The organism is Mesorhizobium sp. Root157 (assembly GCF_001427385.1).
Classification (GTDB): domain Bacteria; phylum Pseudomonadota; class Alphaproteobacteria; order Rhizobiales; family Rhizobiaceae; genus Mesorhizobium.
The window spans coordinates 128,718-152,674 of the sequence record NZ_LMGJ01000033.1 but is presented as its reverse complement, the minus strand read 5'-3'; the positions used below and the strand labels follow the sequence as shown (position 1 = coordinate 152,674).

At 60.6% G+C, this 23,957-nt stretch carries 18 protein-coding genes, 1 tRNA gene and 1 pseudogene; 11 read left to right on the top strand and 9 right to left on the bottom strand.

Translation table 11 applies throughout. The annotated features are described in order from the left end of the window. The first annotated feature begins 16 nt into the window (after positions 1–16). The 7 genes from rhaI (at position 17) to ASD64_RS14875 (ending at position 9,684) form a co-directional block, all read left to right on the top strand. Positions 17–1,309, top strand: a complete 1,293-nt coding sequence (gene rhaI, locus ASD64_RS14900; RefSeq protein ID WP_056106368.1) for an L-rhamnose catabolism isomerase — start codon at positions 17–19, stop codon at positions 1,307–1,309. A gap of 397 nt (positions 1,310–1,706) precedes the next feature. Further along, a complete protein-coding gene (gene kdpF / locus ASD64_RS21090) occupies positions 1,707–1,796 on the top strand; it encodes a K(+)-transporting ATPase subunit F (RefSeq protein ID WP_156460172.1) in 90 nt (29 codons plus the stop codon). A 33-nt stretch (positions 1,797–1,829) separates the two neighbouring features. Beyond that, entirely contained in the window at positions 1,830–3,533 is a 1,704-nt protein-coding gene (gene kdpA, locus ASD64_RS14895) for a potassium-transporting ATPase subunit KdpA (protein WP_056106366.1), read from the top strand. Between the two features lie 27 nt (positions 3,534–3,560). Next, positions 3,561–5,633 (top strand): potassium-transporting ATPase subunit KdpB, encoded by a 2,073-nt coding sequence (kdpB, locus tag ASD64_RS14890; RefSeq protein WP_056106364.1) that lies wholly within the window; start codon positions 3,561–3,563, stop codon positions 5,631–5,633. A gap of 12 nt (positions 5,634–5,645) precedes the next feature. Then, positions 5,646–6,215, top strand: a complete 570-nt coding sequence (gene kdpC / locus ASD64_RS14885) for a potassium-transporting ATPase subunit KdpC (RefSeq protein WP_056106362.1) — start codon at positions 5,646–5,648, stop codon at positions 6,213–6,215. 68 nt (positions 6,216–6,283) lie between these two features. Then, positions 6,284–8,986, top strand: coding sequence for a sensor histidine kinase (locus tag ASD64_RS14880; RefSeq protein WP_056106360.1), 2,703 nt, complete (start codon positions 6,284–6,286; stop codon positions 8,984–8,986). Further along, entirely contained in the window at positions 8,983–9,684 is a 702-nt protein-coding gene (locus tag ASD64_RS14875) for a response regulator transcription factor (protein ID WP_056106358.1), read from the top strand. The genes ASD64_RS14880 and ASD64_RS14875 overlap by 4 nt, the downstream gene beginning before the upstream one ends. A 67-nt stretch (positions 9,685–9,751) precedes the next feature. Here the strand turns inward: ASD64_RS14875 and ASD64_RS14870 are convergent, their stop codons facing one another. Beyond that, the gene (locus tag ASD64_RS14870) at positions 9,752–11,848 is read right to left on the bottom strand and encodes a putative bifunctional diguanylate cyclase/phosphodiesterase (RefSeq protein WP_056106357.1); all 2,097 of its coding nucleotides are present in this window, start codon (positions 11,846–11,848) and stop codon (positions 9,752–9,754) included. Between the two features lie 609 nt (positions 11,849–12,457). On the opposite strand from ASD64_RS14870, the gene ASD64_RS14865 reads away from it, so the two are divergent. Then, positions 12,458–12,919, top strand: a complete 462-nt coding sequence (locus ASD64_RS14865) for a MucR family transcriptional regulator (RefSeq protein WP_056106355.1) — start codon at positions 12,458–12,460, stop codon at positions 12,917–12,919. A 149-nt stretch (positions 12,920–13,068) separates the two neighbouring features. Here ASD64_RS14865 and ASD64_RS14860 read toward each other — a convergent pair whose 3' ends face one another. Continuing rightward, complete coding sequence (locus ASD64_RS14860; protein WP_056106353.1) at positions 13,069–14,691, bottom strand: phosphoethanolamine transferase; 1,623 nt, start codon at positions 14,689–14,691, stop codon at positions 13,069–13,071. Between the two features lie 268 nt (positions 14,692–14,959). Here ASD64_RS14860 and ASD64_RS14850 point away from each other — a divergent pair, with 268 nt between their 5' ends. Together ASD64_RS14850 and ASD64_RS14845 are read left to right on the top strand one after the other, a co-directional pair. Continuing rightward, positions 14,960–15,472, top strand: coding sequence for a DUF6314 family protein (locus tag ASD64_RS14850; RefSeq protein ID WP_156460171.1), 513 nt, complete (start codon positions 14,960–14,962; stop codon positions 15,470–15,472). Between the two features lie 267 nt (positions 15,473–15,739). Next, positions 15,740–15,815 (top strand) — tRNA-Phe (locus ASD64_RS14845). A gap of 417 nt (positions 15,816–16,232) precedes the next feature. On the opposite strand, the gene ASD64_RS14840 is transcribed toward ASD64_RS14845, so the two are convergent. From ASD64_RS14840 to ASD64_RS21740, 3 genes and pseudogenes are all read right to left on the bottom strand, one after another. Further along, positions 16,233–16,511, bottom strand: a complete 279-nt coding sequence (locus tag ASD64_RS14840) for a hypothetical protein (RefSeq protein WP_156460170.1) — start codon at positions 16,509–16,511, stop codon at positions 16,233–16,235. A 462-nt stretch (positions 16,512–16,973) separates the two neighbouring features. Further along, a complete protein-coding gene (locus ASD64_RS14830; RefSeq protein WP_413813609.1) occupies positions 16,974–17,381 on the bottom strand; it encodes a hypothetical protein in 408 nt (135 codons plus the stop codon). A gap of 41 nt (positions 17,382–17,422) precedes the next feature. Continuing rightward, positions 17,423–17,694, bottom strand: a pseudogene (locus ASD64_RS21740) (hypothetical protein). 41 nt (positions 17,695–17,735) lie between these two features. Here ASD64_RS21740 and ASD64_RS14820 point away from each other — a divergent pair. Further along, positions 17,736–18,155 (top strand): universal stress protein, encoded by a 420-nt coding sequence (locus ASD64_RS14820; protein ID WP_056106626.1) that lies wholly within the window; start codon positions 17,736–17,738, stop codon positions 18,153–18,155. A gap of 177 nt (positions 18,156–18,332) precedes the next feature. Here ASD64_RS14820 and ASD64_RS14815 read toward each other — a convergent pair whose 3' ends face one another. The 4 genes from ASD64_RS14815 to ASD64_RS14800 form a co-directional block, all read right to left on the bottom strand. After that, positions 18,333–18,593 carry a DUF2312 domain-containing protein gene (locus tag ASD64_RS14815; protein WP_056106340.1) on the bottom strand — a complete coding sequence of 87 codons (261 nt, stop codon included), beginning with the start codon at positions 18,591–18,593 and terminating at the stop codon, positions 18,333–18,335. 152 nt (positions 18,594–18,745) lie between these two features. Then, a complete protein-coding gene (gene pyc, locus ASD64_RS14810; protein ID WP_056106338.1) occupies positions 18,746–22,204 on the bottom strand; it encodes a pyruvate carboxylase in 3,459 nt (1,152 codons plus the stop codon). 147 nt (positions 22,205–22,351) lie between these two features. Next, a complete protein-coding gene (locus ASD64_RS14805) occupies positions 22,352–23,470 on the bottom strand; it encodes a branched-chain amino acid ABC transporter substrate-binding protein (RefSeq protein WP_056106337.1) in 1,119 nt (372 codons plus the stop codon). 137 nt (positions 23,471–23,607) lie between these two features. Further along, positions 23,608–23,955 carry a DUF6867 family protein gene (locus ASD64_RS14800; protein WP_056106335.1) on the bottom strand — a complete coding sequence of 116 codons (348 nt, stop codon included), beginning with the start codon at positions 23,953–23,955 and terminating at the stop codon, positions 23,608–23,610. Positions 23,956–23,957 lie beyond the last annotated feature (2 nt).

Here is a 23,957-nt window from a genome sequence, read left to right as displayed (position 1 = left end):
GACGGGAGGAAGGCAGATGGGCGAACAGATCATCCCGGCCAATGTCGTTGAAAAAGACAATGCTGCGCGCGAGGCGGATCTGCGCTGTGACTACGAAACCCTTGGCGAGCGGCTGGACCGGCGCGGCATTGCCATCGACGCCATTTGCGACAAGGTCGCGGCTTTCCACGTCGCCATCCCATCCTGGGGCGTCGGCACCGGCGGTACGCGCTTTGCCCGCTTTCCTGGTCCGGGAGAGCCGCGCGACATCTTCGACAAGATCGAAGACTGCGCAGTCATTCAGCAACTCACCCAGGCGACGCCCAGCGTGTCGCTGCATATTCCGTGGGATAAGGCGGACCCGAAACGGCTGAAGCAGGCCGCCTCACGTTTTGGCCTCGGCTTCGACGCGATGAATTCCAACACCTTTTCCGACGCCGTTGACCAAAAGCGATCCTACAAGTTCGGCTCGCTCAGCCACGCCGATGCCGGCACGCGCCGACAGGCCGTCGACCACAATCTCGAATGCATCGAAATCGGCCGCGAGATCGGCTCCAAGGCCCTCACCGTATGGATCGGCGATGGCTCGAACTTCCCCGGACAGGTCAATTTCGCACGCGCCTTCGAGCGTTACCTCGAAGCGATGCGCGACATCTATCGTGGGCTTCCTGACGACTGGAGGCTGTTCACCGAGCACAAGATGTATGAGCCGGCCTTCTATTCCACCGTGGTTCAGGACTGGGGCACCAACTACATCATTGCCCGCGAGCTGGGCGAAAAGGCGTTCTGCCTCGTCGATCTCGGCCACCATGCGCCCAACGTCAACATCGAGATGATCGTGTCGCGGCTGATCCAGTTCGGCAAGCTTGGCGGATTCCACTTCAACGATTCGAAATATGGCGACGACGATCTCGACGCCGGTTCGATCGATCCCTACCGCCTGTTCCTGGTCTTCAACGAACTCGTCGATGCCGAGATCAATGGCGCCAAGGGCTTCAATCCAGCCCATATGCTCGACCAGAGCCATAACGTCACCGATCCTATCGAAAGCCTCATGCTGTCGGCGGTCGAAGTGCAGCGTGCCTATGCCCAAGCCCTGCTGGTCGATCGCAAAGCCCTCGAAGGTTTCCAGGATAGCAATGACGCCCTGATGGCGACCCAGACGTTGAAAGTCGCCTACCGCACCGATGTCGAGCCGATCCTTGCCATGGCGCGCCTGCGCGCTGGTGGGGTAATCGACCCGGTCTCCGCCTACCGTGCCGCAGACTATCGCGCCAAGGTGGCGGACGAGCGCCCTGCGGTCTCTGGTAGCAGCGGCGGGATCGTCTAAGGCTCAGCCTGCCCAAGCGGACGACCCAAACCGTGCCGGACACGCTTTCCAAGCGGTTGGTCCCGACTTGACGCTTTATGTGGACCAGTTCTCGGCCGTGCAGGCCGGCGCTGGCCTGAAATCCCTATGAGATTCCTATTTCTTTCCGCTCCGGTTCCTCTCGAACCTTTATGCGGTTCCGCCCCATATTCACGTCAGATTTCGATCTGTCGGCATGACGTCCGAATGGGATGCGGTTGCGTCCTGGCACGCAGGAAAACGCGGCGTTCCGGTCGAGAGAAAGAAGTGGAGCCACAGCCATGGATGTCGTCGTTCTTGGTATAGCCGCCGCGTTTTTCGCGCTGTCATTTGTCTACATCCGGGCCTGCGACATTCTTTAGAACACAGGAGAAGAACGATGCTTTTTGAATACGCTCTTGGCGGTGTCGTTGCTGTCTTTCTGCTCCTCTACCTGACCTACGCTCTCGTTCGTCCCGAACACTTCTGATCGCAGAAGCCCGCAGCTCGGAAAGCTCAGCCAATGACCCTTAACGGATGGATACAGATCCTCGTCTTCTGCGGGATCATCATTCTCCTCGTGAGGCCGCTTGGCGGCTACATGACGCGCGTCTTCAACGGCGAACGCACCTTGCTGTCGCCGATCTTTGCTCCAATCGAGCGCGGCCTTTACCGCATCGCCGGCACGAGCGAGACGGAGGAGCAGCATTGGACCGTCTACACGGCGGCGCTGCTGTTCTTCAGCCTTGCCGGGGTGGTGCTCTTGTATTTCCTCCAGCGCTTGCAGGGAATCTTGCCGCTCAATCCTGCAGGTGTGGGCGCCGTGCCGCCGGAGTTGGCGTTCAACACCGCTGTAAGCTTCGTCACCAACACCAACTGGCAATCCTACGGCGGCGAAAGCACCATGTTGTATCTGACCCAGATGGCCGGATTGACGGTGCAGAACTTCGTCTCAGCCGCATCGGGCATCGGGATAGCCGTGGCGTTGATCCGGGCGTTTTCCCGCAAGTCGGTCAACACCCTCGGCAACTTCTGGGTCGACCTGACCCGCACGGTCTTCTACATCCTGCTACCTGTCTGCGTTGTCGGCACAATCGTCCTTGTCTGGCAGGGCGTGCCTCAAAACCTCAATCCCTATCGCGTCGCAACGACGCTCGAAGGGGCGCAGCAGACCATCGCCCAGGGGCCGGTCGCCGCGCAGATGATGATCAAGCATCTCGGCACCAATGGCGGCGGCTTCTTCAATGCCAATGCGGCTCACCCGTTCGAGAACCCTACGGCGCTGACCAATCTCATCCACATGGTCTCGATCTTCGCCATCGGCGCCGCACTGACCAATGTATTCGGCCGAATGGTCGGCAATCAGCGCCAAGGCTGGGCGATCTTTGCTGCAATGGGCATCCTGTTCGTCGTTGGCGTCGCGGTCTGTTATTGGGCGGAAGCAGCCGGCAATCCGCTTGTCCATGCGCTCGGTATCGAAGGCGGCAACATGGAGGGCAAGGAAACCCGCTTCGGCATTGCCCTTTCTGCACTCTTCGCCGTCATCACGACGGCGGCATCCTGCGGCGCGGTCAATGCGATGCACGACAGCTTCATGGCGCTCGGCGGCATGGTTCCGCTGGTCAACATGATGCTGGGCGAGATCGTCATCGGCGGCGTCGGCGCGGGCCTCTACGGGATGCTGCTGTTCGTGGTCGTTTCGATCTTCGTCGCCGGACTGATGGTGGGGCGCACGCCGGAATATCTCGGCAAGAAGATCGAGGCAAAGGAAGTCAAGATGGCGATGCTCGCCCTCTTGATCCTGCCGCTCTCCATGCTCGGCTTCACCGCGTTTGCCGTCGTGCTTCCCACGGGCGTGGCGTCGATGGCCAATCCCGGTCCTCACGGCTTTTCCGAAGCGCTCTACGCTTACGTCTCGGCGACGGCCAACAATGGCTCGGCCTTTGCCGGCCTGTCGGCGAACACGCCCTGGTACAACATCACCTTGGGTATAGCGATGCTGGTCGGACGCTTCCTGATGATCGTTCCGATCATGGCGATGGCCGGCTCCCTTGTCACGAAGAAAGCGGCACCGGAATCGGCCGGCACGTTTCCGACGCACGGCCCCCTGTTCGTCGGCCTTTTGCTCGGCGTCATCGTGATCGTGGGTGGACTGGAATATTTCCCGGCTCTCGCGCTCGGACCCATCGTCGAACATCTGGCGATGGTTCAAGGCCAGACCTTCTGACACAGAAAATCAAAGCTGGAGTCTCCCATGAGCCAGTTGCAATCCACGAGCATTCTCGACGCTCGCATCCTCGTGCCCGCGGTCGGCGACGCCTTCCGCAAGCTCGATCCACGTAGCCTTGCCAAGAACCCGGTGATGTTCGTTGTCGCCGTTGTCTCGGCTCTGACCACCGTTTTGCTCATCAAGGACCTGGCGAGCGGAGCTGAGAACCTCGGCTTTTCGTTGCAGATCGTGATCTGGCTCTGGTTCACGGTGTTGTTCGCCAATTTCGCCGAAGCCGTTGCCGAAGGCCGGGGTAAGGCGCAGGCAGATTCGCTCAGGCGCACCCGCGCCGAAACCCAGGCCAAGTTGCTCAGTGGTGACGATCGTGCGGACTACAGATCGGTGCCGGGCAATAGCCTGAAGGTCGGCGATGTCGTCCTAGTCGAAGCAGGCGACGTCATCCCCTCGGACGGCGAGGTCATCGAGGGTATCGCGTCCGTGAACGAGGCGGCGATTACGGGCGAATCCGCGCCGGTCATCCGCGAATCGGGCGGCGATCGGTCGGCCGTCACCGGCGGCACGCAGGTTCTCTCCGACTGGATACGGGTCCGCATCACGGCGGCGACGGGATCGACCTTCATCGACCGCATGATCGCGCTCGTCGAAGGAGCGGAGCGCCAGAAAACGCCGAACGAGATCGCGTTGAACATACTGCTGGCCGGCATGACGCTGATCTTCGTGTTCGCCGTGGTATCTATTCCGAGCTTCGCGACCTATGCCGGCGGCTACATTCCCGTCATCGTGCTCGTCGCGCTGTTCGTGACCCTGATTCCGACCACCATCGGCGCGTTGCTGTCGGCTATCGGCATCGCCGGCATGGATCGGCTGGTGCGCTTCAACGTGCTTGCTATGTCTGGCCGCGCCGTCGAAGCCGCCGGTGACGTCGATACCTTGCTGCTCGACAAGACCGGCACGATTACGCTGGGCAACCGCCAGGCGACCGAGTTGCGGCCCGTGCGCGGTGTTACCGAGCAGCAATTGGCGGACGCTGCACAACTGGCGTCTCTCGCAGACGAAACGCCGGAGGGCCGCTCCATCGTGGTACTTGCCAAGGAGAAATACGGCATCCGCGCCCGTGACATGGTGAGCCTGCACGCTGCATTCGTTCCGTTCACGGCTCAAAGCCGCATGAGCGGCGTGGATTTCGATGGCTCCAGCATTCGCAAGGGCGCCGTCGATGCAGTGCTCAAGCATGTCGACCTGGCGACGACGGCAGCCGCAAGCACGCGCGCCAGCGGCGAAACCGCACGCGAGATCCAGTCGATCGCCGACGAGATCGCGAAGTCCGGCGGCACGCCGCTTGCCGTGGTCAAGGATGGCAGGCTGCTCGGCGTCGTCCACCTGAAGGATATCGTCAAGGGAGGGATCAGGGAGCGTTTCTCGGAATTGCGCCGCATGGGCATCCGCACCGTGATGATCACCGGCGACAACCCGATGACGGCGGCCGCGATTGCCGCCGAGGCGGGTGTCGACGATTTCCTCGCGCAGGCCACACCCGAGAACAAGCTGTCGCTTATCCGCGAGGAACAGGCCAAGGGCAAACTGGTGGCGATGTGCGGTGACGGCACCAACGATGCGCCGGCGCTCGCCCAGGCCGACGTCGGCGTGGCCATGAACACCGGCACGGTGGCGGCCCGCGAGGCCGGCAACATGATCGACCTCGATTCCGACCCGACCAAGCTCATCGAGATCGTCGAAATCGGCAAGCAACTCCTGATGACGCGGGGCGCACTGACGACCTTCTCCATCGCCAACGACGTCGCCAAATATTTCGCCATCATCCCGGCGATGTTCTTGGCCTTCTACCCGCAACTCGGGGCGCTCAACGTCATGGGGCTGTCAACGCCTCAAAGTGCCATCCTGTCGGCAATCATCTTCAATGCGCTGATCATCGTGGCCTTGATCCCGCTGTCGCTCAGGGGCGTGAAGTATCGCGCGATCGGCGCAGGCGCGCTGCTATCGCGCAACCTCCTCGTCTACGGCCTTGGCGGGGTGATCGTTCCTTTCATCGGCATCAAGGCCATCGACATGGCCGTCACCAGCCTTGGCCTGGCGTAAAGGAGTCTAAAAATGTTGAAGCAACTCCAGCCCGCGATCGTCCTGATCGTCGCTTTCACCATTATCACCGGCGTGATCTATCCGCTCGGCACGACAGGCATTGCCCAGGTCTTTTTCCCGCATCAGGCCAACGGCAGCCTGATCGAGAGGAGCGGCCGAGTGATCGGCTCGGAGCTTATCGGACAGGCTTTCACGAGCGACCGCTATTTCCATGGGCGCCCTTCGGCAGCCGGCGAAGGTTACGACGCGGCCAATTCAAGCGGCTCCAATCTCGGCCCCACCAACCCAAAGCTGATCGAGCGGATCAAGGCGGATGCCGCGGCGCTGCGGTCAGAAAATCCGCAGGCGGCCGTGCCTATGGATTTGGTCACTGCCTCCGGCAGTGGCCTCGATCCGCACATTTCCCCCGAAGCCGCCTATTTCCAAGTGCCGCGGGTGGCGACCGCCCGAGGCATGGACGAGGCCGCCGTCAAGGCCTTGATCGACAGCCACATCGAGACCGGCCAGCTTGGTTTCATCGGCGAGGCCGTTGTCAATGTCCTTAGCCTGAACCTGGCGCTTGATGCTGCTGGCTCGCAGTAAAACAGCGGCCGAAGCTCCCTTATATGTATATATTGGGCCGGGCAGCCTGATGGCGAAAAGAAGGGCCGATGACGGAAGACGATCTCAGGACCGAAAACAGGCCGTCCCCGGAAGCCCTTCTGGAGAACGCCAAGCGGGAGACTCGCGGTCGCCTGAAGATCTTCCTTGGCGCTGCTCCGGGCGTCGGCAAGACATACGAGATGCTCACCGCCGGCCGGGCTCGTAAGGCCGATGGCGTCGACGTTGCCATCGGTGTCGTCGAGACCCACGGCCGCAAGGAAACGCAAGCGCTTCTGGAAGGCTTCGAGATCGTTCCTCGCTACAAGGTGGACTACAAGGGACGCGCACTCGACGAAATGGACCTTGACGCGATCCTCGCGCGCAAACCCGCTCTCATCCTCGTCGATGAGTTGGCTCACACCAATGCGCCAGGAAGCCGGCACCCCAAACGCTACCTCGATGTGGTGGAACTTCTCGACCGGGGGATTGACGTCTACACAACTCTCAACATCCAGCATGTCGAGAGCCTGAACGATATCGTAGCGCAAATTACACGCATACGAGTCCGCGAAACCGTACCCGACTCCATCATCGACCGCGCGGACGACATCGAGATCGTGGACCTGACCCCCGACGACCTCATTCAGCGTCTGCATGAGGGCAAGGTCTATCTCCCGAAGACCGCGAAACAGGCCATCGAGAACTATTTCTCGCCTGGCAATTTGACGGCGCTCAGGGAACTGGCGCTACGGCGAACGGCACAGCGGGTCGACGACCAACTCCTCCGGCACATGCAAGCCCATGCAATCCCAGGTCCCTGGGCCGCGGGCGATCGGGTGTTGGTATGCATCGACGATCAATCGCGCAGCGCTTCGCTTGTCCGCTACGCCAAGCGGCAGGCAGATCGGCTTCGGGCGTCGTGGGCGGCCCTCTACGTCGAAACACCTCGTTCGGCGAGGTTGTCAGAGGTCGGCAAGGATCGGGTGGCGGCAAGCCTGCGGCTGGCCCAGCAACTCGGTGGCGACGCGATCACGTCGCCGGGGGAAGACATCGCCAAGGAGATACTGCGCTACGCGGCCTCAAACAATTATAGCCATGTGATCATTGGCAAACCCAGCAGATCGCGCTGGCGAGAATTCTTCGAAGGATCGGTATCCCATGAACTGATCCGCTATGCCGGTGACATCAGCGTCCATGTCATCTCTGGCAATGAGCATGATGCGGCGGCGACACGCGGATTGGCTCTCGCTCCGCCTCGGCGCTTCCAACCCCAGCCGTACCTGCTTGGTGCGGTTTATGTCGGGGTCGCGCTGGCTTTCAGCACGCTTCTCTTTCGCACTTTCGACGTGCGCAACATCGCACTGGTCTTTCTCATGGCGGTGTTGGCGACGGCGGTCACAGGGGGGCTCTGGCCGGCGCTGTTTGCGTCGGTGCTCGGCGCGCTTGCCTACAACTTCTTCTTCTTGCCGCCTGTCTACACCCTCGATCTGGGCGATCCTGAAAGTGTGATCGCATTTGTGTTTTTCCTGGGTGTCGCCGTCATTGCCAGTAACTTGACGGCGCGGGTCCAGCAGCAGGCCGCCGCCGCTCGCCAGCGGGTTCGCACGACGGAAAGCCTTTATCTTTTCTCAAAGAAACTTGCCGGCACAGGCACGCTTGACGATGTGCTTTGGACCACGGCGCACCAGATCGCCGCGATGCTCAAGGTTCGTGTCGTCATACTTCTTCCCGAAGATGGCACGCTCGCGGTCAGGGCCGGCTTCCCCCCGGATGATACTCTGATCGACTCTGATATCGCGGCCGCGCGCTGGGCGTGGGAACACGACCGGCCCGCCGGTCGCGGTGCCGATACGCTTCCCGGCGCAAAGCGCCTCTACCTTCCACTCAAGACCGGCAGGACCGCCATCGGGGTCGTCGGCCTTGACAATGACAGACAGGGGCCGCTGTTCACGCCGGCAGAGCAACGCCTCTTGGATGCACTCGCAGATCAGGCGGCACTGGCGATCGAACGCGTTCAGCTTGTCGCGGATGTCGATCAGGCGCGGCTTGCGACGGAGGCCGACCGGCTTCGTTCTGCTCTACTCACATCGATTTCACACGATTTGAAGACGCCCCTGGCGGCGATCCTGGGTGCTGCCGGCGCGCTGGGGGACTATTCAAAGTCATTGCTTGAGCCGGATCGCGCGGAGCTTCTTTCCACCATTGTCGACGAATCCGAGCGGCTGAACCGTTTCATCGCTAACCTTCTCGACATGACCAGGATCGAATCGGGTGCAATGAAACCGAATGCGTCGTTGCACTATGCCGGCGATATTGTCGGGGCGGCTCTGCGGCGGGCCGCGAAAATTCTGGCTCGGCATGAAACCGCGGTCGACATTCCCGCCGATCTGCCGATGTTGAAGATCGATCCGGTTCTGTTTGAGCAGGTTCTTTTCAATCTGCTCGACAATGCGGCCAAATACGCTCCGTCCGGCTCGAAAATCCGGATCCAGGGCTGGGCCGACAGCGCTTGCCTCTTCCTTCAGGTGCTGGATGAAGGCCCCGGCATCCCGTCAACCGATCTGGAGCATGTGTTCGACACATTCTACCGCGTTCGCAAGGCCGACCATGTGCTTGCAGGAACCGGCCTTGGGCTGTCGATCTGTCGTGGGTTCATCGACGCAATGGGCGGGACCATTTCAGCGGAAAACAGGACCGACCGTTCGGGGGCGGTGTTTACGATCCGCATGCCGATACCGGCCGGGGGACCACAACTGGACGATCTGCGATGACGAACGCCGCCGTGACAATATTGGTCGTCGACGACGAGCCGCCAATCCGGAAGCTTCTTCGCGTCGGCCTTGCGGCGGAGGGCTATGCGGTTGTCGAGGCCTCGAATGCACGGCACGCCATCGCCATGGTCGAGCAGGAGCGGCCCGATCTTATCATTCTCGATCTTGGCCTGCCCGATATGGCCGGGCACGATCTTGTGGCGAAATGGCAGGGCGAGCTTCTGGACCTGCCTGTCGTCATTTTGTCCAGCCGCACCGACGAAGCCGGCATCGTCAGGGCGCTGGAACTTGGCGCCGACGATTATGTGACCAAGCCTTTCGGCATGAAGGAACTGGTGGCGCGCATCCGGGTCGCGTTGCGCCACAAGCTCCAGCAAAAGGGCGAGCGGGCGATATTCCAAACCGGCGACCTGAGCGTCGATCTCGTCAGGCGCATCGTCAGGGTTACCGGCGAGGAGGTAAAGCTGTCGCCCAAGGAATACGACATCCTGCGCATTCTCGTGCAGCATGCGGGAAAGGTCCTCACCCACCGCTACTTGTTGAATCAGATTTGGGACGGAACGACCGACGTTCAGTATCTCCGGGTCTATGTTCGCCAACTTCGCCAGAAAATCGAGCGGAGTCCGGACGAGCCCCAATACATTACGACCGAAACAGGCGTCGGATACCGGCTGCGCGAAGCCGATGAGGATCGCTGAAGAGCCTCGCGCAGCGCCTTGCGCCCGTGTTCCCCGGCCGGGGTGGCGATGACTGGGATGCCGGCCGCTATCTGCCCGCGGCGCTGGCGATCTGTACGTCCATGGGCCAGGCAACACGTGGTGCGGCCGTCTTGCTTTTGCGACCGCCGCGATTGGCCAGTTCGGCGATTTCCGACAGCGGTTGCGGGTACCCGAAGAGGAAACCCTGAACCTCGGTGCAACCCTCGGCCTGCAGGAAATCGAAATGTTCCTGCCGCTCCACGCCTTCGGCCAGCACCGATATGTGGAGACCGGAAGCCAGCAGGATCGTCGCCTTGACGATCGCCGCCGAAGCGTCGTCGGTGGTCACGCCCTCGATGAAGGAGCGGTCTATCTTGACCTTGTCGAAGGGGAATATGCGCAATGTCGAAAGTGACGAGTAACCGGTTCCGTAGTCATCCATGGCGATGCTGACTCCCAGCGCCTTTAACTGGCGAACGACATACAGGGCCCGGTTGCGATCCTCTATGATGCTGGCCTCGGTGATTTCGAGTTCCAGCCTGGAGGCCGCCAGCCCGGTCGTCAGAAGTGTCTCGTGGACGATCCTCGGCAGGTCTGCCTGCGTGAGTTGGGCCGACGCAATATTGACGGCCACCCGATATGGCTTTCCCCAACCGGCCGCCTCCGCGCAAGCGGTCCTCAGCACCCATTCGCCGATCGGTATGATCAGCCCGGTTTCCTCGGCTATCGGAATGAATTCGACGGGAGAAACGATGCCGCGCTCGCGGTGGTGCCAGCGCAGCAGCGCCTCGTACCCGCTGACTGCGCCGGTGCGGACGTCGAACTGCGGCTGATAGTACAGTTCCAGTTCGTTACGCGTGACTGCGGGGCGAAGCTCGATGGCCAGCGCGCTGCGTTCACGCCGCCCCTCGTCCATCGACGGTTCGTAGTAGCAGATCTTGTCGCCGATGGAACGCTTGGCACGGTACATGGCGAGGTCGGCGGCACCGATCAGGTCGTCGACATCGTCGGCATCGTTGGGGTAAAGGCTGACGCCGACACTCGCCCCCACCGACAAGGTGCTGCCCCCTCTTTGAAGCGGCTCCACGGCGCAGGCGACAAGCCGATCCACGAATTCATCGACCTCTCGCTTGTGCTGGACATGCTGCCTTACGGCGACGAATTCATCGCCGCCGACGCGGGCAATCACTTCGTCCGCCTCGAGAATTTGGCTGAGCCGGCCGGCAAGATTTTGCAGCAACAGATCCCCGGCAAGATGTCCGTGAACATCGTTGATTTCCTTGAACCGGTCGAGGTCGACGACGACCACAGCCGCCTTCTGCCCGGCCGCCCGGCTGCGTTCGAGCATTTCGGGAAGGTTGGCCGACAGGAAGGCGCGGTTAGGCAAACCGGTCAGTGCGTCATGCATGGCCGCATGCCGGAAGCTGTCGATCAGTTCGCGCTGCGAGCGCGCATCCATGACATAGAGCGCCACCCCGGCCACGACCGCCATGGTGGCAAGGACGAGTACGGCGAGGAATTCGCTGGAGAACATCCGCGGCGGGACTGCAACCGACGGATCCGGGATCAGCGTTGCGGCGCCCATGGCGGTGAAATGCATGCTGCAAATGGCAAGAACGAGCGTAGCCACCGCAAGCGGCCGGGAAAGCCGGAAGCTATGCCGCGCCAGGATATGAGCCGTCAGCACGCCGAAACCGATCGCGAACAGAATCGACATGGCAACGAGGGACCAATCCCATTCGATGCGGCCCGCTACCTCCAGTCCGGCCATTCCGGTAAAGTGCATGCCGACAATGCCGAGCCCGATGATTACACCGCCGATTTCGCTCGGCACGCTGGCGGCCCTGCCAGCGGCGAGTTGGAGACCTGCCATGGTCGTGAAACCAATGGGGATCAAAAGCGACGCGATGGTCAAGACAGGATTGAAAGCATGGTCCATCGGCATTTGGAAACCGAGCATCGCAACGAAGTGCGTCGTCCAGATCGCCGCGCCGCCGGCAATGCCCGACAGAACGACCCAGGTGGTTTGGGCCTGGGCGGTGAGCCTTTGGGCTCGGTCAAAGAGCTGGATCGTCATCACCGCGCCGGCGATGCAGACAATCGCGGCAACGACGACGAAAGAATAATCATGCTCGTAGGCGAGACACGAAACTACTTTAAGCACGATGCCCCCATCCGTATTCCAAGCCGACTAACCCATGGGAACATTCGCAGAAAAAATGTAAAGAAACCACTAATACATTTAGTAATACTACCTTATGTAAGAATACTGCTTCGGGTATGTACTTGCTAAATTTCTAATATGAATACCTCAATTGCTATGCTTTGGCCTAAGTAAAAATGGGCCACTAAGGCTCATTTTGCCGCCGCTGCTATCCTTTGGGCCGATGGCGTCGGGTTAATCGCTCTGTGTCACCATCGCCCGTATCCACTCGATCTCAGCTCCAGCAGGCGAGAACGCGCATGGATACAAGGGGCTCAGGTCGACCGCTTCAGCCTGACGGCCAGGCCTGACGATTGCGACGGAGAGCCCGTCGCCTCATAGGAGACGACGGGCCTGTTGCCTAAGACGCTCCCGCGAACGGGCGCCGCCATCAACTCGCGAGCCGCTGTTATGTTCCCTCGATCAGCGCGCATACCTGCCGAAGTCTGCGGGCAGAAAGCGGTTCTTCCTGATAACGGCGGGCGACATGTTGGAAATAGGGTGACATTGTCGGAAATGTTCACTATTGGAGGGCCTCTATACCGATCAATATTGAAAGAGCAATAATAAATGAGTGATCAGCTGGAAAACAACGAAACCCATCTGGAACTGACAGCAGACATTGTTTCTGCCTATGTTTCGAACAATCCGGTTCCGACAACTGAACTGGCATCTCTCATAGTCAGCGTCAGTGCCGCGCTTTCGAGGCTGGGGCAACCCGGCGAGGTTGAGGCCGTCTCGTTGACGCCGGCCGTCAATCCGAAAAAGTCCGTATTCCCGGACTACATCGTGAGCCTGGAGGACGGGCGGAAATTCAAGTCGATGAAGCGGCATCTTGGTTTGCTCGGCATGACGCCCGATGAATATCGGGCCAAATGGAAGCTGGCGGCCGACTATCCGATGGTGGCTCCCAATTATGCCGCTGCCCGTTCGGCACTCGCCAAGAAGATGGGGCTTGGCCGCAAAGCCAAGGCCGAGTCGGCGCCCACGGCGGCTCCCGCCAAACGAGGCCGCAAGCCGAAGGCCGCCTGAGGCCAGTTACAAAAAAACCCGCCGGCCGTGAGGCTGGCGGGTTTGGTGTACCCGCTTGGAGCATCGGTGCCAGATGTGAAGCCGTATCGTCGGGAATGCGCTCAGCGGCATGAAACGGCGTGGCCGCTGAGATCCGATAGGGCGCCGGATCAAGTTCCCTGGCTGCGGCACGCGGCAAAGGCATCGCGCCCAGCATCGTAGACCTTGGTCTGCACGTCCATCAGGCCCAGAACCGTATCGAACATGTTGTCATGCGATAGCGGCTCTTCCGTGCGGGCGCCGAGGCAGCCGAGGTCAAGACCGGCCTGCGTGACGAAATCGTCCGAGAACCAGACGATGAACGGAATCGATGTTTGCGTTTCCGGCGCGATCAGGTAGGGCGCGCCGTGAAGGTAGAGGCCGTTTTCGCCGAGCGACTCGCCGTGGTCGGACATGTAGTACATGGCCGAGGCATAGGCGTCGCCGTGCTGCTTCAGCACATCGATGATCGCAGCCAGGATATGATCCGTGTAGAGGATCGTATTGTCATAGACATTCGTCAGTTCCTGCGCAGAGCAGTTGGCGAGTTCGGCCGTTCGGCATGCCGGCTTGAAGCGCTCGAAACTTTCCGGATAGCGCTGGTAGTAGGCAGGGCCGTGGCTGCCCATGGTGTGCAGGATCAGAACCGCGTTGCCGTCGAGATTGTCGAGACGCGTAGTGAGTTTGTCGACAAGAACCTGATCGAGACACTCGCCGCCGCTGCATAGCTTGGGGTCGGGATGCGCCGTCATCAGCATGGTGGGAACGCGGTCGGCAATGTTCTTGGTGCCGGTGTTGTTTTCCCACCATTCGACGGTCAGGCCCGCGTGCCGGAGCACGTCCACCAGATTTTCAGAGCCGAGCGCGGCGCGCTTCGAATAATTGTCGCGGCCGAGATGGGAAAACATGCAAGGCATCGAGACGGCGGTGGCGGTGCCGCAACTCGTCACGTTCTGGAAGGCGATGACGTTGCGGGCGGCAAGTTCGGGATTGGTGTCGCGGGCATAGCCGTTGAGGCTGAAGTTCTGTGCCCGTGCGGTCTCGCCGACAACCAGGACCAGCACCGTCTTCTTCCTGGCTGCCGTGAGTCTGGGGCCTTGCCTGGCATCTTCGCCATAGGGCTGGGCAACGATGTTGGCGTCCCGGAACTGGTGCACCCCGTAGTCGACTGATCCAACCAGCGCCATGGCGGGGTTCAGGTAAACCATCGTCACCTTGCGCTCATGCTGCCAGAACGGGATGTAGGTGCGGAAATTGCTGGCAACCAGCAGCACGGAAAGCGCGACGAGACCGAGGCACAGCACGGTGTTCGTCCTGACCTTTTGCCAAAACGGTTTGTGCTTGATGCGCACCCAGGCGATCAGCAGGCTAGGAACGACACCGAAGAGCAGCAGCTGCAGCAGGAATTCGGACGTGATCAGATGGCTCGATTCAGGCCCGGTGGTCTGGGCAATGTTCTGGATCATGTCGCGATCCAGAATGGTACCGAACGTATCCGTGAAATAGGCCACGCCGGCGGAGATCATCACCACCGCCATGAACACCGGTTTGATCACGTAAGGGGCCGAGAAGGCGACCAGAAAGACGATATAGAGCAGCAATACCGCAGTGCCCAAAATCGCGACGTTCAGCGGATGCCCGGCAAATTGGCCGGAAATCTTGCTCCAGAAGGTCGCGTTGTTCAGAAAAAGCACGTAGACCGCAACGATGACCGACAGAACGGTGCTGCCGATAACGGGACGCTGCAATTTCATGGCTGGCTCGGCGATGTCAAATTGGCTGGCTTTTCAAGCCACTTTGATTGTGTCTCTGTTGTGGCACAATCTGCAAGATTATGCGGCTCAATCGCTCAACACAGATTCAGGGATGGTCGATCTTCGTGGCCTGGCTCAATGCCGTGTTCTCGAGAGGCACGGCCGATAATGTGTTCGAGGACGTCGGGATGACACTGCCTAAGATTGGCAAAAAGCTGCTCGATCGGGTAAAGACCAGGCTGCAGGACTGCGGACACTGCTTTTGTGCGTGAAAGTGGCAAAAAGGCCGGGGACTTTGATAGGGCTCACTATGCAATCCGACCGCCACCCGGCAGTTCCTGACAGCGAACCGGTCGCTGGAGTGGTGTCCGCATCGGCAGCCGGCGTTTTGCCGCGTGATTTCACCGGCAAATGGCAAGTGCGGCGCACCGTGATCGACCACTTCAATCGACAACGGCATGATTTCACCGGTTTGACAACGATAACCGGAACGTCAATCGTCGAGAGGGGCGAATTGCAGATTGGCGATGCCGCAATCGAGGCAAGCCGAACCTACCAACTGACCATGGACGACGGCGGGGTCATCGTCCGGTTCGCCACTGGCCTGGAATTCGTCAGGCTCGACCTTGCCGCTTGTCAAACGGTGCACCATTGTTGTGGCGCCGATATGTATCGCGGTCGATTTCTGTTTCAAAACAGGAATTGTTGGTCAGAATTCTGGCGCGTGCGTGGACCGCGCAAGCGCTATGTGAGCCTGACACGCTATCGGCGCCTTGGGTAGCTGCAAATACTTCCGATCCGGTATGTCTGCCGACATCCGGTGAATGCCCAACCCGCCAGCACAAGCAATTCTACGCCAACTCAGTGTGGGGGAGCCGGACTTCACCCTCTTGGCGCATCGCTGGATATGTACCGTCGATATGCAATCTAAAACCCTCCGACGCGGCTAGACAGGCAAGATTCTCATGCTATAACCCACGCGCTTTCGTAGGTATGGATGTATGTTGCGAAAGCCGGGAGCGCGGTCAATCCAGCCTTTCCGTTCAACGCCCAGGTAGCTCAGTTGGTAGAGCAGCGGATTGAAAATCCGCGTGTCGCTGGTTCGATTCCGGCCCTGGGCACCAATATTTTCAACGGCTTACGCCTGAGCTCTTCCGCCGCCAGTGGGCCTATTCGTCACCCCACGTCCGGCACTCCGCCGGTCTACAAGCAAAAACCCCGGCGCGAGGCCGGGGCTGAGTTGGTGCTTGCGCAGCACTGTGCCGTTTGGGGTAGGCACCGTGCCAGGTTAGTGCTTTGGAAGCCGGGCTACTTTGCGCTGGGGCAAATGTACTGCAGGAACTCCAAGCGGATCACGCGAAGCCCAAGGACGACAGGACAACCACCACAATCACGGTGAAGGCGGCTAGATAGGCAACGTAGTTCATCGGATCCTCTCGATCACAAGATGGGGGTCGAGAACGATTAGCCGAACAGGGATGAGGCTGCTTTGCGCCGCGGCAAAGAAAAACCCCGCCGGAGCGGGGCCTTGTTGGGCGCAACTAGTTGAGCTTTATCACGCCGGACGGAGCCTTCCTCATGGTTCCTGGCTTAGTGCCGTCCGGGGCTATAATGCTGCTCCCGCGCTTGGCGCAGATGTTCGCGGCGTCCGCATGGGTAATCTGCTGGGTGCCGTCACCTCGGGTCCATTTGTCGCCGTTTTCGCAAGTGACCGAGTACTTCCCGTCCTTGTAGTGGATCGAGTAAGCGTAGGCACTGGAGTTTGGTGCCAGCAACACGGCGGATGCGATGGCGATTTTGACGATGTTCTTGAGGTTCATGGCTTCTTCCTCCCGTTGGATGCATGAGAAGAATGCCATTCGCGCTTTGAACTCGCGTTGAACGCGATGTTCAGTAAACATTCAGCCAAGAGACTAGGTCGCGAGGGTTTCCCCCAAGCCCCCAACCGGGTCACATATCCAATATCGTGCGTCTACGCCTTGCCCTCCGGCTCTCCCGTTGAGTGGGCATGCCAATTAGCGATGGCCTTGCAAAAGAACCCCATAGACACGTCGCGCAAAAGCGGCTCCGTCGCTCCATCGGGCGTAAACTCATAGAGTGCGCCGGTTTCATCAGTATCCCACGTCCCGATGTATTCACCTTCTTTGGTCACCACAGATCCGTCTGAAGAAAATTGATCTCGAAGCGCATCCGAAGCTCTTCCATAGCCGCCTTACCCGCTAAGCGCCGTCCTTAGGCAAGCCCAATATCTCCAGCTTGGCATCCATAACACCCGCGCCGCCTTAATTGCCCGGTCGCATGGATGAAGGAGTGATCTGAAGTTTCCGTGGCAATGGCAGGCTTGAGCATCGCATATGAATGTCGCGGACAAATAACTTGCGTTGCTTTTCCCGGTGCTCTTTGCCAGCCAGAGCGATCCCGAGCCCATAGGGGCCAAGCAAGAGACCGGATCCCACGCTCATGGTCTGCTTTTCCACCGACTCATATTCCGTAGCGGCCAAGCGGATTTGTTCGCATTGCGGCGACTGCCATTTAGGGTCTTGCTTCGAAAGCGTGGCTGCATAGTCCGCGGGCGATGTCGTGCAGCCGGCGAGCGCTGCCACCAGCAGGCAAACTGCGCCCGCCGATGCTTGCCTCATCGGAGTACTGTGGGCGGCAACGGCGGATACGCAAGGGTTGAGGCCAATCATGCCCGATCTAACCCTCTTTTCCCGCTGATCACAAGCAACTGTCACTCCATTTCCGGCACGACGCCAGAGACGAACAGCGTGGTCGTCGGCCCATACTCGCCAATGTCGGGGTTGCCTCGCGGCTCCAGGCGATGACGCCGACATGCTTGTCAGCAAGCGCTCTGGCCGCGCGGATCGGCTGTTCTTCGTTCTGCTGATCGGCTGGTCCGAATGCCGGGAACAACTCCCCGTCCTCGCACCGGTCGAACGCCACAACGACAATCAGCGTTCCCGGCTTGGGCCGTCGCCTGCAGCTATGGACGTTCTCTACCATCAATGCTCAGATATGTACGCCAATCACTGAGGAGGGGCATGGTGTACATTCACATTCTCTTGACGACCGATGGTTCGGAACTCGCACAGCGGGGCGTTGACCATGGGCTGAGGCTCGCAAAAGAACTCGGCAGCAAGGTCACTGCTTTGACGGTAACGCGGCCATATCCTTTGCGCAGCGCCACGACGGCGGATGCCTGGGAGGCCGGCCAGAAAGAGCATGCCGACGAGGTTTTGGCGCCAATCAGAAAGGTGGCCTTCAAGATGGGCGTCCAGGCGCACGTCGTGCACGCCAAGAACGAATCCGCGGCTGAAGCGATCGTGGAAACGGCGCAGAAACTTGGCTGTGATCTTATCGTGATGGCCTCTCACGGACGCCGTGGAGTCACCAGGCTTCTGCTCGGCAGCCAAACGGCAGAGGTTGTCCAGTCCTCAGCCATTCCGGTTCTGGTTGTGCGATAGCCTTCGCTGCCGCATTCGGGACGGGTGAACTGATCGCAGCGCAAGGATCCGGTATGTGAAGGGTGGCGCGGTCGGGTCCGGTAGAAAAGCTGATTTCGGAATCCTGCCGTTCGCGACCCTTCAATAGGATGCGGATCTTTGCTTCCGCCCCATTCCGAGGATAGATCGCCTGGGAGATCAGACCATCCCGAGAGCTGCCTTGTAGAGGTCGAGGATTGCTTCAGCCTCCTGGCGCTCCGCCTGATCCTGTTTCCTGAGCCGGATCAACTGCCGGACCGCCTTCACTTCGAAGCCGGTTCCCTTGCATTCGGCATACACTTCCTTGATGTCGTCGGCGATGGTCTTCTTTTCTTCTTCGAGCCGCTCGATGCGCTCGATGAAAGCGCGCAACTGGCCGGCGGCAACGGTCTGGCTGGTTTCGGTGATGTCGTCGGCCATGTCATTCTCCGCAATGTTGGAATGGCCGCGACTCGCAAGGGTCGCGGCAACTTTTCGTGGGGTTCGATGCCCGACAGGTGTCGGCCGGTCAAGCTGTTTGTCAGGCGCCGAGAGGCTTGTGGAAAAATCTCCCGGGATATGCCGCGTCGGCGTTATCCGAACACGACAAGCAAATCCTTGGCGTCGATCTGGTCACCGGTTCGCACCAGAACTTCAGCGATGACGCCGTCGCGCTCGGCATGCAGTGCCGTCTCCATTTTCATGGCTTCGATGGACAAAACGACATCGCCGGCCTTGACCGCTTGCCCGGCAGACACCGCCACCGTCGAAACGACGCCCGGCATCGGCGCGCCGACATGCAGTTCGTTGCCCGGCTCAGCCTTGCGTCGGGCCTTGGCCGCCGAAGCGCCATGCGCGCGATCCGGCACTTTCACCCGGCGCGGCTGGCCGTTGAGTTCGAAGAACACAGTCGCCATGCCCTTGTCGTCGACCTCGGCGGTGCCGAGGCAGCGCACCACCAGCGTCTTGCCCCTCTCTATCTCGACGAAAATCTCGTCTTCGGGCCGCATGCCGTAAAAATAGGTCAAAGTCGGCAGAACGCTGACCGGCCCATAGATTTCCTGCGCAGCGGCGAAATCAGAAAAAACCTTCGGGTACATCAGCCAGGACGCGAATTCCTGCTCGGAAAGCTTTCGCCCGATCTTTTCCTCGACGTCTTTGCGGTTGGCCGCAAGATCGGCGGCCGGAAGCAGCGAGCCTGGCCTGGCCGTGTAGGGCTTGTCGCCCTTCAACGCCTTCTTCTGCAAGCCTTCCGGCCAGCCCCCCGGCGACTGGCCGAGATCGCCGCGCAGCATGGAGACGACGGAGTCCGGGAAGGCGATGTCGCGCGACGGGTTTTCGACATCGGCGACGGAAAGGTCCTGGCTCACCATCATCAGGGCCATGTCGCCGACCACCTTCGACGACGGCGTCACCTTGACGATATCGCCGAGCATCAGATTGACGTCGTGGTAGGTCTGCGCCACTGCGTGCCAGCGCGTTTCCAACCCTAGCGAGCGAGCCTGCTCCTTCAGATTGGTGAACTGGCCGCCCGGCATTTCGTGTAGATAGACTTCCGAAGCCGGTCCCTTGAGGTCATTTTCGAAAGCGGAATACTGGTTGCGCACCGCCTCCCAGTAGAAGGAAATCTTCCTGATCCATTGCGGATCGAGACCGGGGTCACGCTCGCTTCCCTTCAAGGCCTCGACGATCGATCCGAGGCACGGCTGCGAAGTGTTGCCCGAGAAGGAATCCATCGCCGCGTCGATGGCGTCGACACCCGCCTCCACCGCCGCCAGCACGGTTGCCGCCGACAGGCCGGACGTATCGTGGGTGTGGAAATGGATCGGCAGGTCGGTCGCTTCGCGCAGCGCCTTGAACAGAACGCGCGCCGCTGCCGGCTTCAACAGGCCGGCCATGTCCTTGACCGCGATGATGTGGGCGCCTGCCGCTTCCAGTTCCTTGGCCAGCGCCACATAGTATTTGAGATCGTACTTGGCGCGGGCAGGGTCGAGGATGTCGCCCGTGTAGCACATCGCGGCTTCGCAAAGCTTGCCCTCGGCCGCGACCGCATCCATGGCGACGCGCATGTTCTCGACCCAGTTCAGGCAGTCGAAGACGCGGAACAGATCGATACCGCCCGACGCTGCCTGCTTGACGAAATGCTGGACGACATTGTCGGGATAGTTGGTGTAGCCGACGCCGTTGGCGCCGCGCAGAAGCATCTGCAACAGGATGTTCGGCGCCTTTTCGCGGATCAGCGCGAGACGCTCCCATGGGTCCTCGGTGAGGAAGCGCATGGCCACGTCGAACGTGGCGCCGCCCCAGCATTCCAGCGACAGAAGCTGCGGCAGGGCGCGGGCATAGGTGCCGGCGATCGCCGCGATGTCATGCGTGCGCACGCGGGTGGCCAGCAGAGACTGGTGGCCGTCGCGCATGGTGGTATCGGTGACCAGCACCTCGCGTTGCGCGCGCATCCACTGGCCGAATTTCTCCGGACCAAGCGCATCAAGCTTGTTCTTGGTGCCTTCGGGAACGGAACTGGTGAACCACGGAATGACGGGCGCGGCAGCATCCGGATTGGGGCGGGCGCGGCCGCGCGTTTCCGGATGGCCATTGACCGATACGTCGGCCAGATAGTTGAGCAGTTTGGTGGCGCGGTCCTGCCGCTTCACACGCTCGAACAGTTCCGGCGTGTTGTCGATGAACTTGGTTGTGTAGGAATTGTCGGCAAAGCTCGGGTGATTGATGATCGCTTCGAGGAAGGTGAGATTGGTGGCGACGCCGCGAATGCGGAACTCGCGCAGCGCCCGCGTCATGCGCGAGATCGTCTCGCCCGGCGTCGGCGCCCAGGCCGTCACCTTCTCCAGCAGCGGATCGTAGAAACGGGTAATGACCGCGCCCGAATAGGCGGTGCCGCCATCCAGCCTTATGCCGAAGCCGGTCGCTCCGCGATAGGCGGTGATGCGGCCATAGTCCGGGATGAAATTGTGCTCGGGGTCCTCGGTCGTGATCCGGCACTGAAGCGCATGGCCGTTGAGGCGGATATTCTGCTGCGCCGGTACGCCGGATTCGGGCGAGCCGATGGCGAAGCCGTCGAGGATATGGATCTGGGCCTTGACGATGTCGATGCCGGTCACCTGCTCGGTGACGGTATGTTCGACCTGAATGCGCGGATTGACTTCGATGAAATAGAATTTTCCGGTGTCCGCATCCATCAGGAATTCGACGGTACCGGCACCGATATAGGCGGTTTCGCGCGCGATCTTCAGGGCATGGCCGCAAAGCTCTTCGCGCTGGGCGGCATCGAGATAGGGCGCGGGCGCGCGCTCCACCACCTTTTGGTTGCGGCGCTGGATCGAACAGTCGCGCTCGAACAGGTGGACGGCGTTGCCGTGCGTGTCGCCCAGCACCTGCACCTCGACATGGCGCGCGCGCTCGACCAGCTTTTCGAGATAGACTTCGTCCTTGCCGAAGGCGGCCTTGGCCTCGCGCTTGCCTTCCATCACCTCGCGGGTGAGATCGGCCTCGGAGCGGATGGCGCGCATGCCGCGCCCGCCGCCGCCCCAGGAGGCCTTCAGCATCACCGGATAGCCGATGGAATGAGCCAATTTCTTGACCTCTTCCATGTCGTCGGGCAACGGTTGCGTGGCGGGCACCACCGGCACGCCGACTTCGTTGGCAAGATTGCGCGCGGCAACCTTGTTGCCCAGGCGCCGCATCGTTTCAGCCTTCGGCCCGATGAAGATGATGCCTGCTTCGGCGCAGGCCTCGGCGAATTCGGGGCTTTCGGACAGGAGCCCGTAGCCGGGATGAATGGCGTCGGCCCCGGAGAGCTTGGCGACGCGCAGCACCTCTTCAATCGAAAGATAGCTTTCGATCGGACCCATCTCCTTGCTGAGATGGGGGCCGCGTCCGACCTCGTAGCTCTCGTCGGCCTTGAAACGGTGCAGGGAGTACTTGTCCTCCTCGGCCCAGATCGCGACGGTCCTGAGGCCGAGTTCGGTAGCCGCCCGAAACACACGGATGGCTATTTCGGACCGGTTGGCGACGAGGATCTTCGTTATGGGCAATGAGGTGCTCCGCAAGCAAGGAGGATCAAAAGGCGCGCATGAATAGCGCGAAAATGCTGCGGTGCAAACGAGAATGACGTACGGTAAGGGGCAAAATGAAAATGCCCGGCGCGTGCGCCGGGCATTTCCTTTGCCAACAGGATTGGCTTAGTCGAGCTGGAAGTAGTTGTACTTGCCGTCGTCACCCTTCTTCCACTGGTAGACGACATAGTCGGCGTCGGTACGGTCACCCTTCTCGTTGAAGGACAGATCGCCGAGCACGGTCTTGAACGGACCCTTTTCCTTGATGGCCTTGGCCACTTCCTGCGGATCGTTCGAGCCGGCAGCGGCAGCCGCCTGCGCGATGACCTGGGTGGAAGCATAGGAGTAGAGCGTGTAAGCCTCGGGCTCGAAGCCGGCGGCGCGGAACTTCTCCACGACGTCCTTGGCTGCCGGGTTGCGGCGCGGATCCGGACCGAAGGTATTGTAGGTGCCGGCAACAGCGTCGCCGGCGATCGAAGCGAGTTCGTTGGAGACGATGCCGTCGCCGGAGAACAGCGGAGCCTTCAGACCCTGGTCAGCCGACTGGCGGATGATCAGGCCAGCCTCGGTGTGCAGGCCGCCCCAATAGATGAGGGTCACGCCGGCTTCCTTCATCTTGGCGATGAGGGCCGAGAAGTCCTTGTCGCCGATGTTGACGCCTTCATACATGGCTTCCGTGACACCAGCGGCATTGAGCGCCTTCTTGGTCTCGTCGGCCAGGCCCTGGCCGTAAGGCGTCTTGTCGTGGATCACGGCCACCTTGGCGTCCTTGAAATTGGCGGCGATGTAGGCGCCGGCAACCTCGCCCTGCTGGTCGTCACGACCGCAGACGCGGATGGTGTTCCACAGGCCACGCTCGGTGAAGGTCGGGTTGGTGGCAGCCGGGGTGACTTCCAGGATGCCGTTCTCCGCGTAGACTTCCGAAGCCGGGATCGATACGCCCGAGTTGAAGTGGCCCACCACGAACTTGACGCCATCGGCAACGAACTTGTTGGCTACCGAGATACCCTGCTTCGGATCGGACACGTCGTCGCCGACGCTGATCTTGATCTGCTCACCGTTCATGCCGCCGGCCGCGTTGATGTCGGCCGCAGCCATTTCCGCACCCTTCTGCAGCTGCGCGCCGAAGGCGGCGTTCGGGCCGGTGATCGGGCCACCGACGCCGATCAGTACGTCAGCCCACGCAGCGCCGCTGAACGCGACGAGCGCGGTCAGGGCTACCGCGGACAAGAGTGATTTCTTCATTTAGACGCTCCCATTTACGGAGTGGGCGTGGATGATACTTTCATGCGATGCCCACCCTAATCGCAGAAAGCCAACTTTGCCGATTTTCCGGCAGTTGTCACGTCGATTCATCTTTGAAGCGACGTTAATAGTGAACCTTAACTCTTTGATTTCCAGCTAAGCGGAGAGACTTTCTCGTAGAGCCAGTTGTACTGTGTGACCATCTGGTTGGTGCGCGTGTATTGATAGCCGACGAAAGCAAGGATCATAAGCACAACCGTATCGACCACATAATACTGCAACGAGAACATCGTGCCCTCGAACAGGGCGTGATGGATGAAACGAATGCCGAGACCGAGGCCGAGGACGTAGAAAAAGAGGGCCATGGGCGGACGCCACGTCTGTGCGCACGCCCTGCCGGTCATCCATGCCGCCCATCCGCCAAGCAGGCAGGTGACGAAGAAAAACTGCCAGATCGAGGCCTCTTCATAGAGAATGCCTTGCATGA

Excerpts from the sequence above, each read along its gene's own strand:
- ASD64_RS14840 (WP_156460170.1), bottom strand. The coding sequence starts at position 16,511 with ATGAACCTCAAGAACATCGTCAAAATCGCCATCGCATCCGCCGTGTTG.
- ASD64_RS14815 (WP_056106340.1), bottom strand. The coding sequence starts at position 18,593 with ATGGCCGACGACATCACCGAAACCAGCCAGACCGTTGCCGCCGGCCAG.
- ASD64_RS14800 (WP_056106335.1), bottom strand. The coding sequence starts at position 23,955 with ATGCAAGGCATTCTCTATGAAGAGGCCTCGATCTGGCAGTTTTTCTTC.
- rhaI (WP_056106368.1), top strand. The coding sequence starts at position 17 with ATGGGCGAACAGATCATCCCGGCCAATGTCGTTGAAAAAGACAATGCT.
- ASD64_RS14805 (WP_056106337.1), bottom strand. The coding sequence starts at position 23,470 with ATGAAGAAATCACTCTTGTCCGCGGTAGCCCTGACCGCGCTCGTCGCG.
- kdpF (WP_156460172.1), top strand. The coding sequence starts at position 1,707 with ATGCTTTTTGAATACGCTCTTGGCGGTGTCGTTGCTGTCTTTCTGCTC.
- ASD64_RS14830 (WP_413813609.1), bottom strand. The coding sequence starts at position 17,381 with ATGATTGGCCTCAACCCTTGCGTATCCGCCGTTGCCGCCCACAGTACT.
- ASD64_RS14875 (WP_056106358.1), top strand. The coding sequence starts at position 8,983 with ATGACGAACGCCGCCGTGACAATATTGGTCGTCGACGACGAGCCGCCA.
- ASD64_RS14860 (WP_056106353.1), bottom strand. The coding sequence starts at position 14,691 with ATGAAATTGCAGCGTCCCGTTATCGGCAGCACCGTTCTGTCGGTCATC.
- kdpA (WP_056106366.1), top strand. The coding sequence starts at position 1,830 with ATGACCCTTAACGGATGGATACAGATCCTCGTCTTCTGCGGGATCATC.
- ASD64_RS14880 (WP_056106360.1), top strand. The coding sequence starts at position 6,284 with ATGACGGAAGACGATCTCAGGACCGAAAACAGGCCGTCCCCGGAAGCC.
- kdpC (WP_056106362.1), top strand. The coding sequence starts at position 5,646 with ATGTTGAAGCAACTCCAGCCCGCGATCGTCCTGATCGTCGCTTTCACC.
- ASD64_RS14865 (WP_056106355.1), top strand. The coding sequence starts at position 12,458 with ATGAGTGATCAGCTGGAAAACAACGAAACCCATCTGGAACTGACAGCA.
- kdpB (WP_056106364.1), top strand. The coding sequence starts at position 3,561 with ATGAGCCAGTTGCAATCCACGAGCATTCTCGACGCTCGCATCCTCGTG.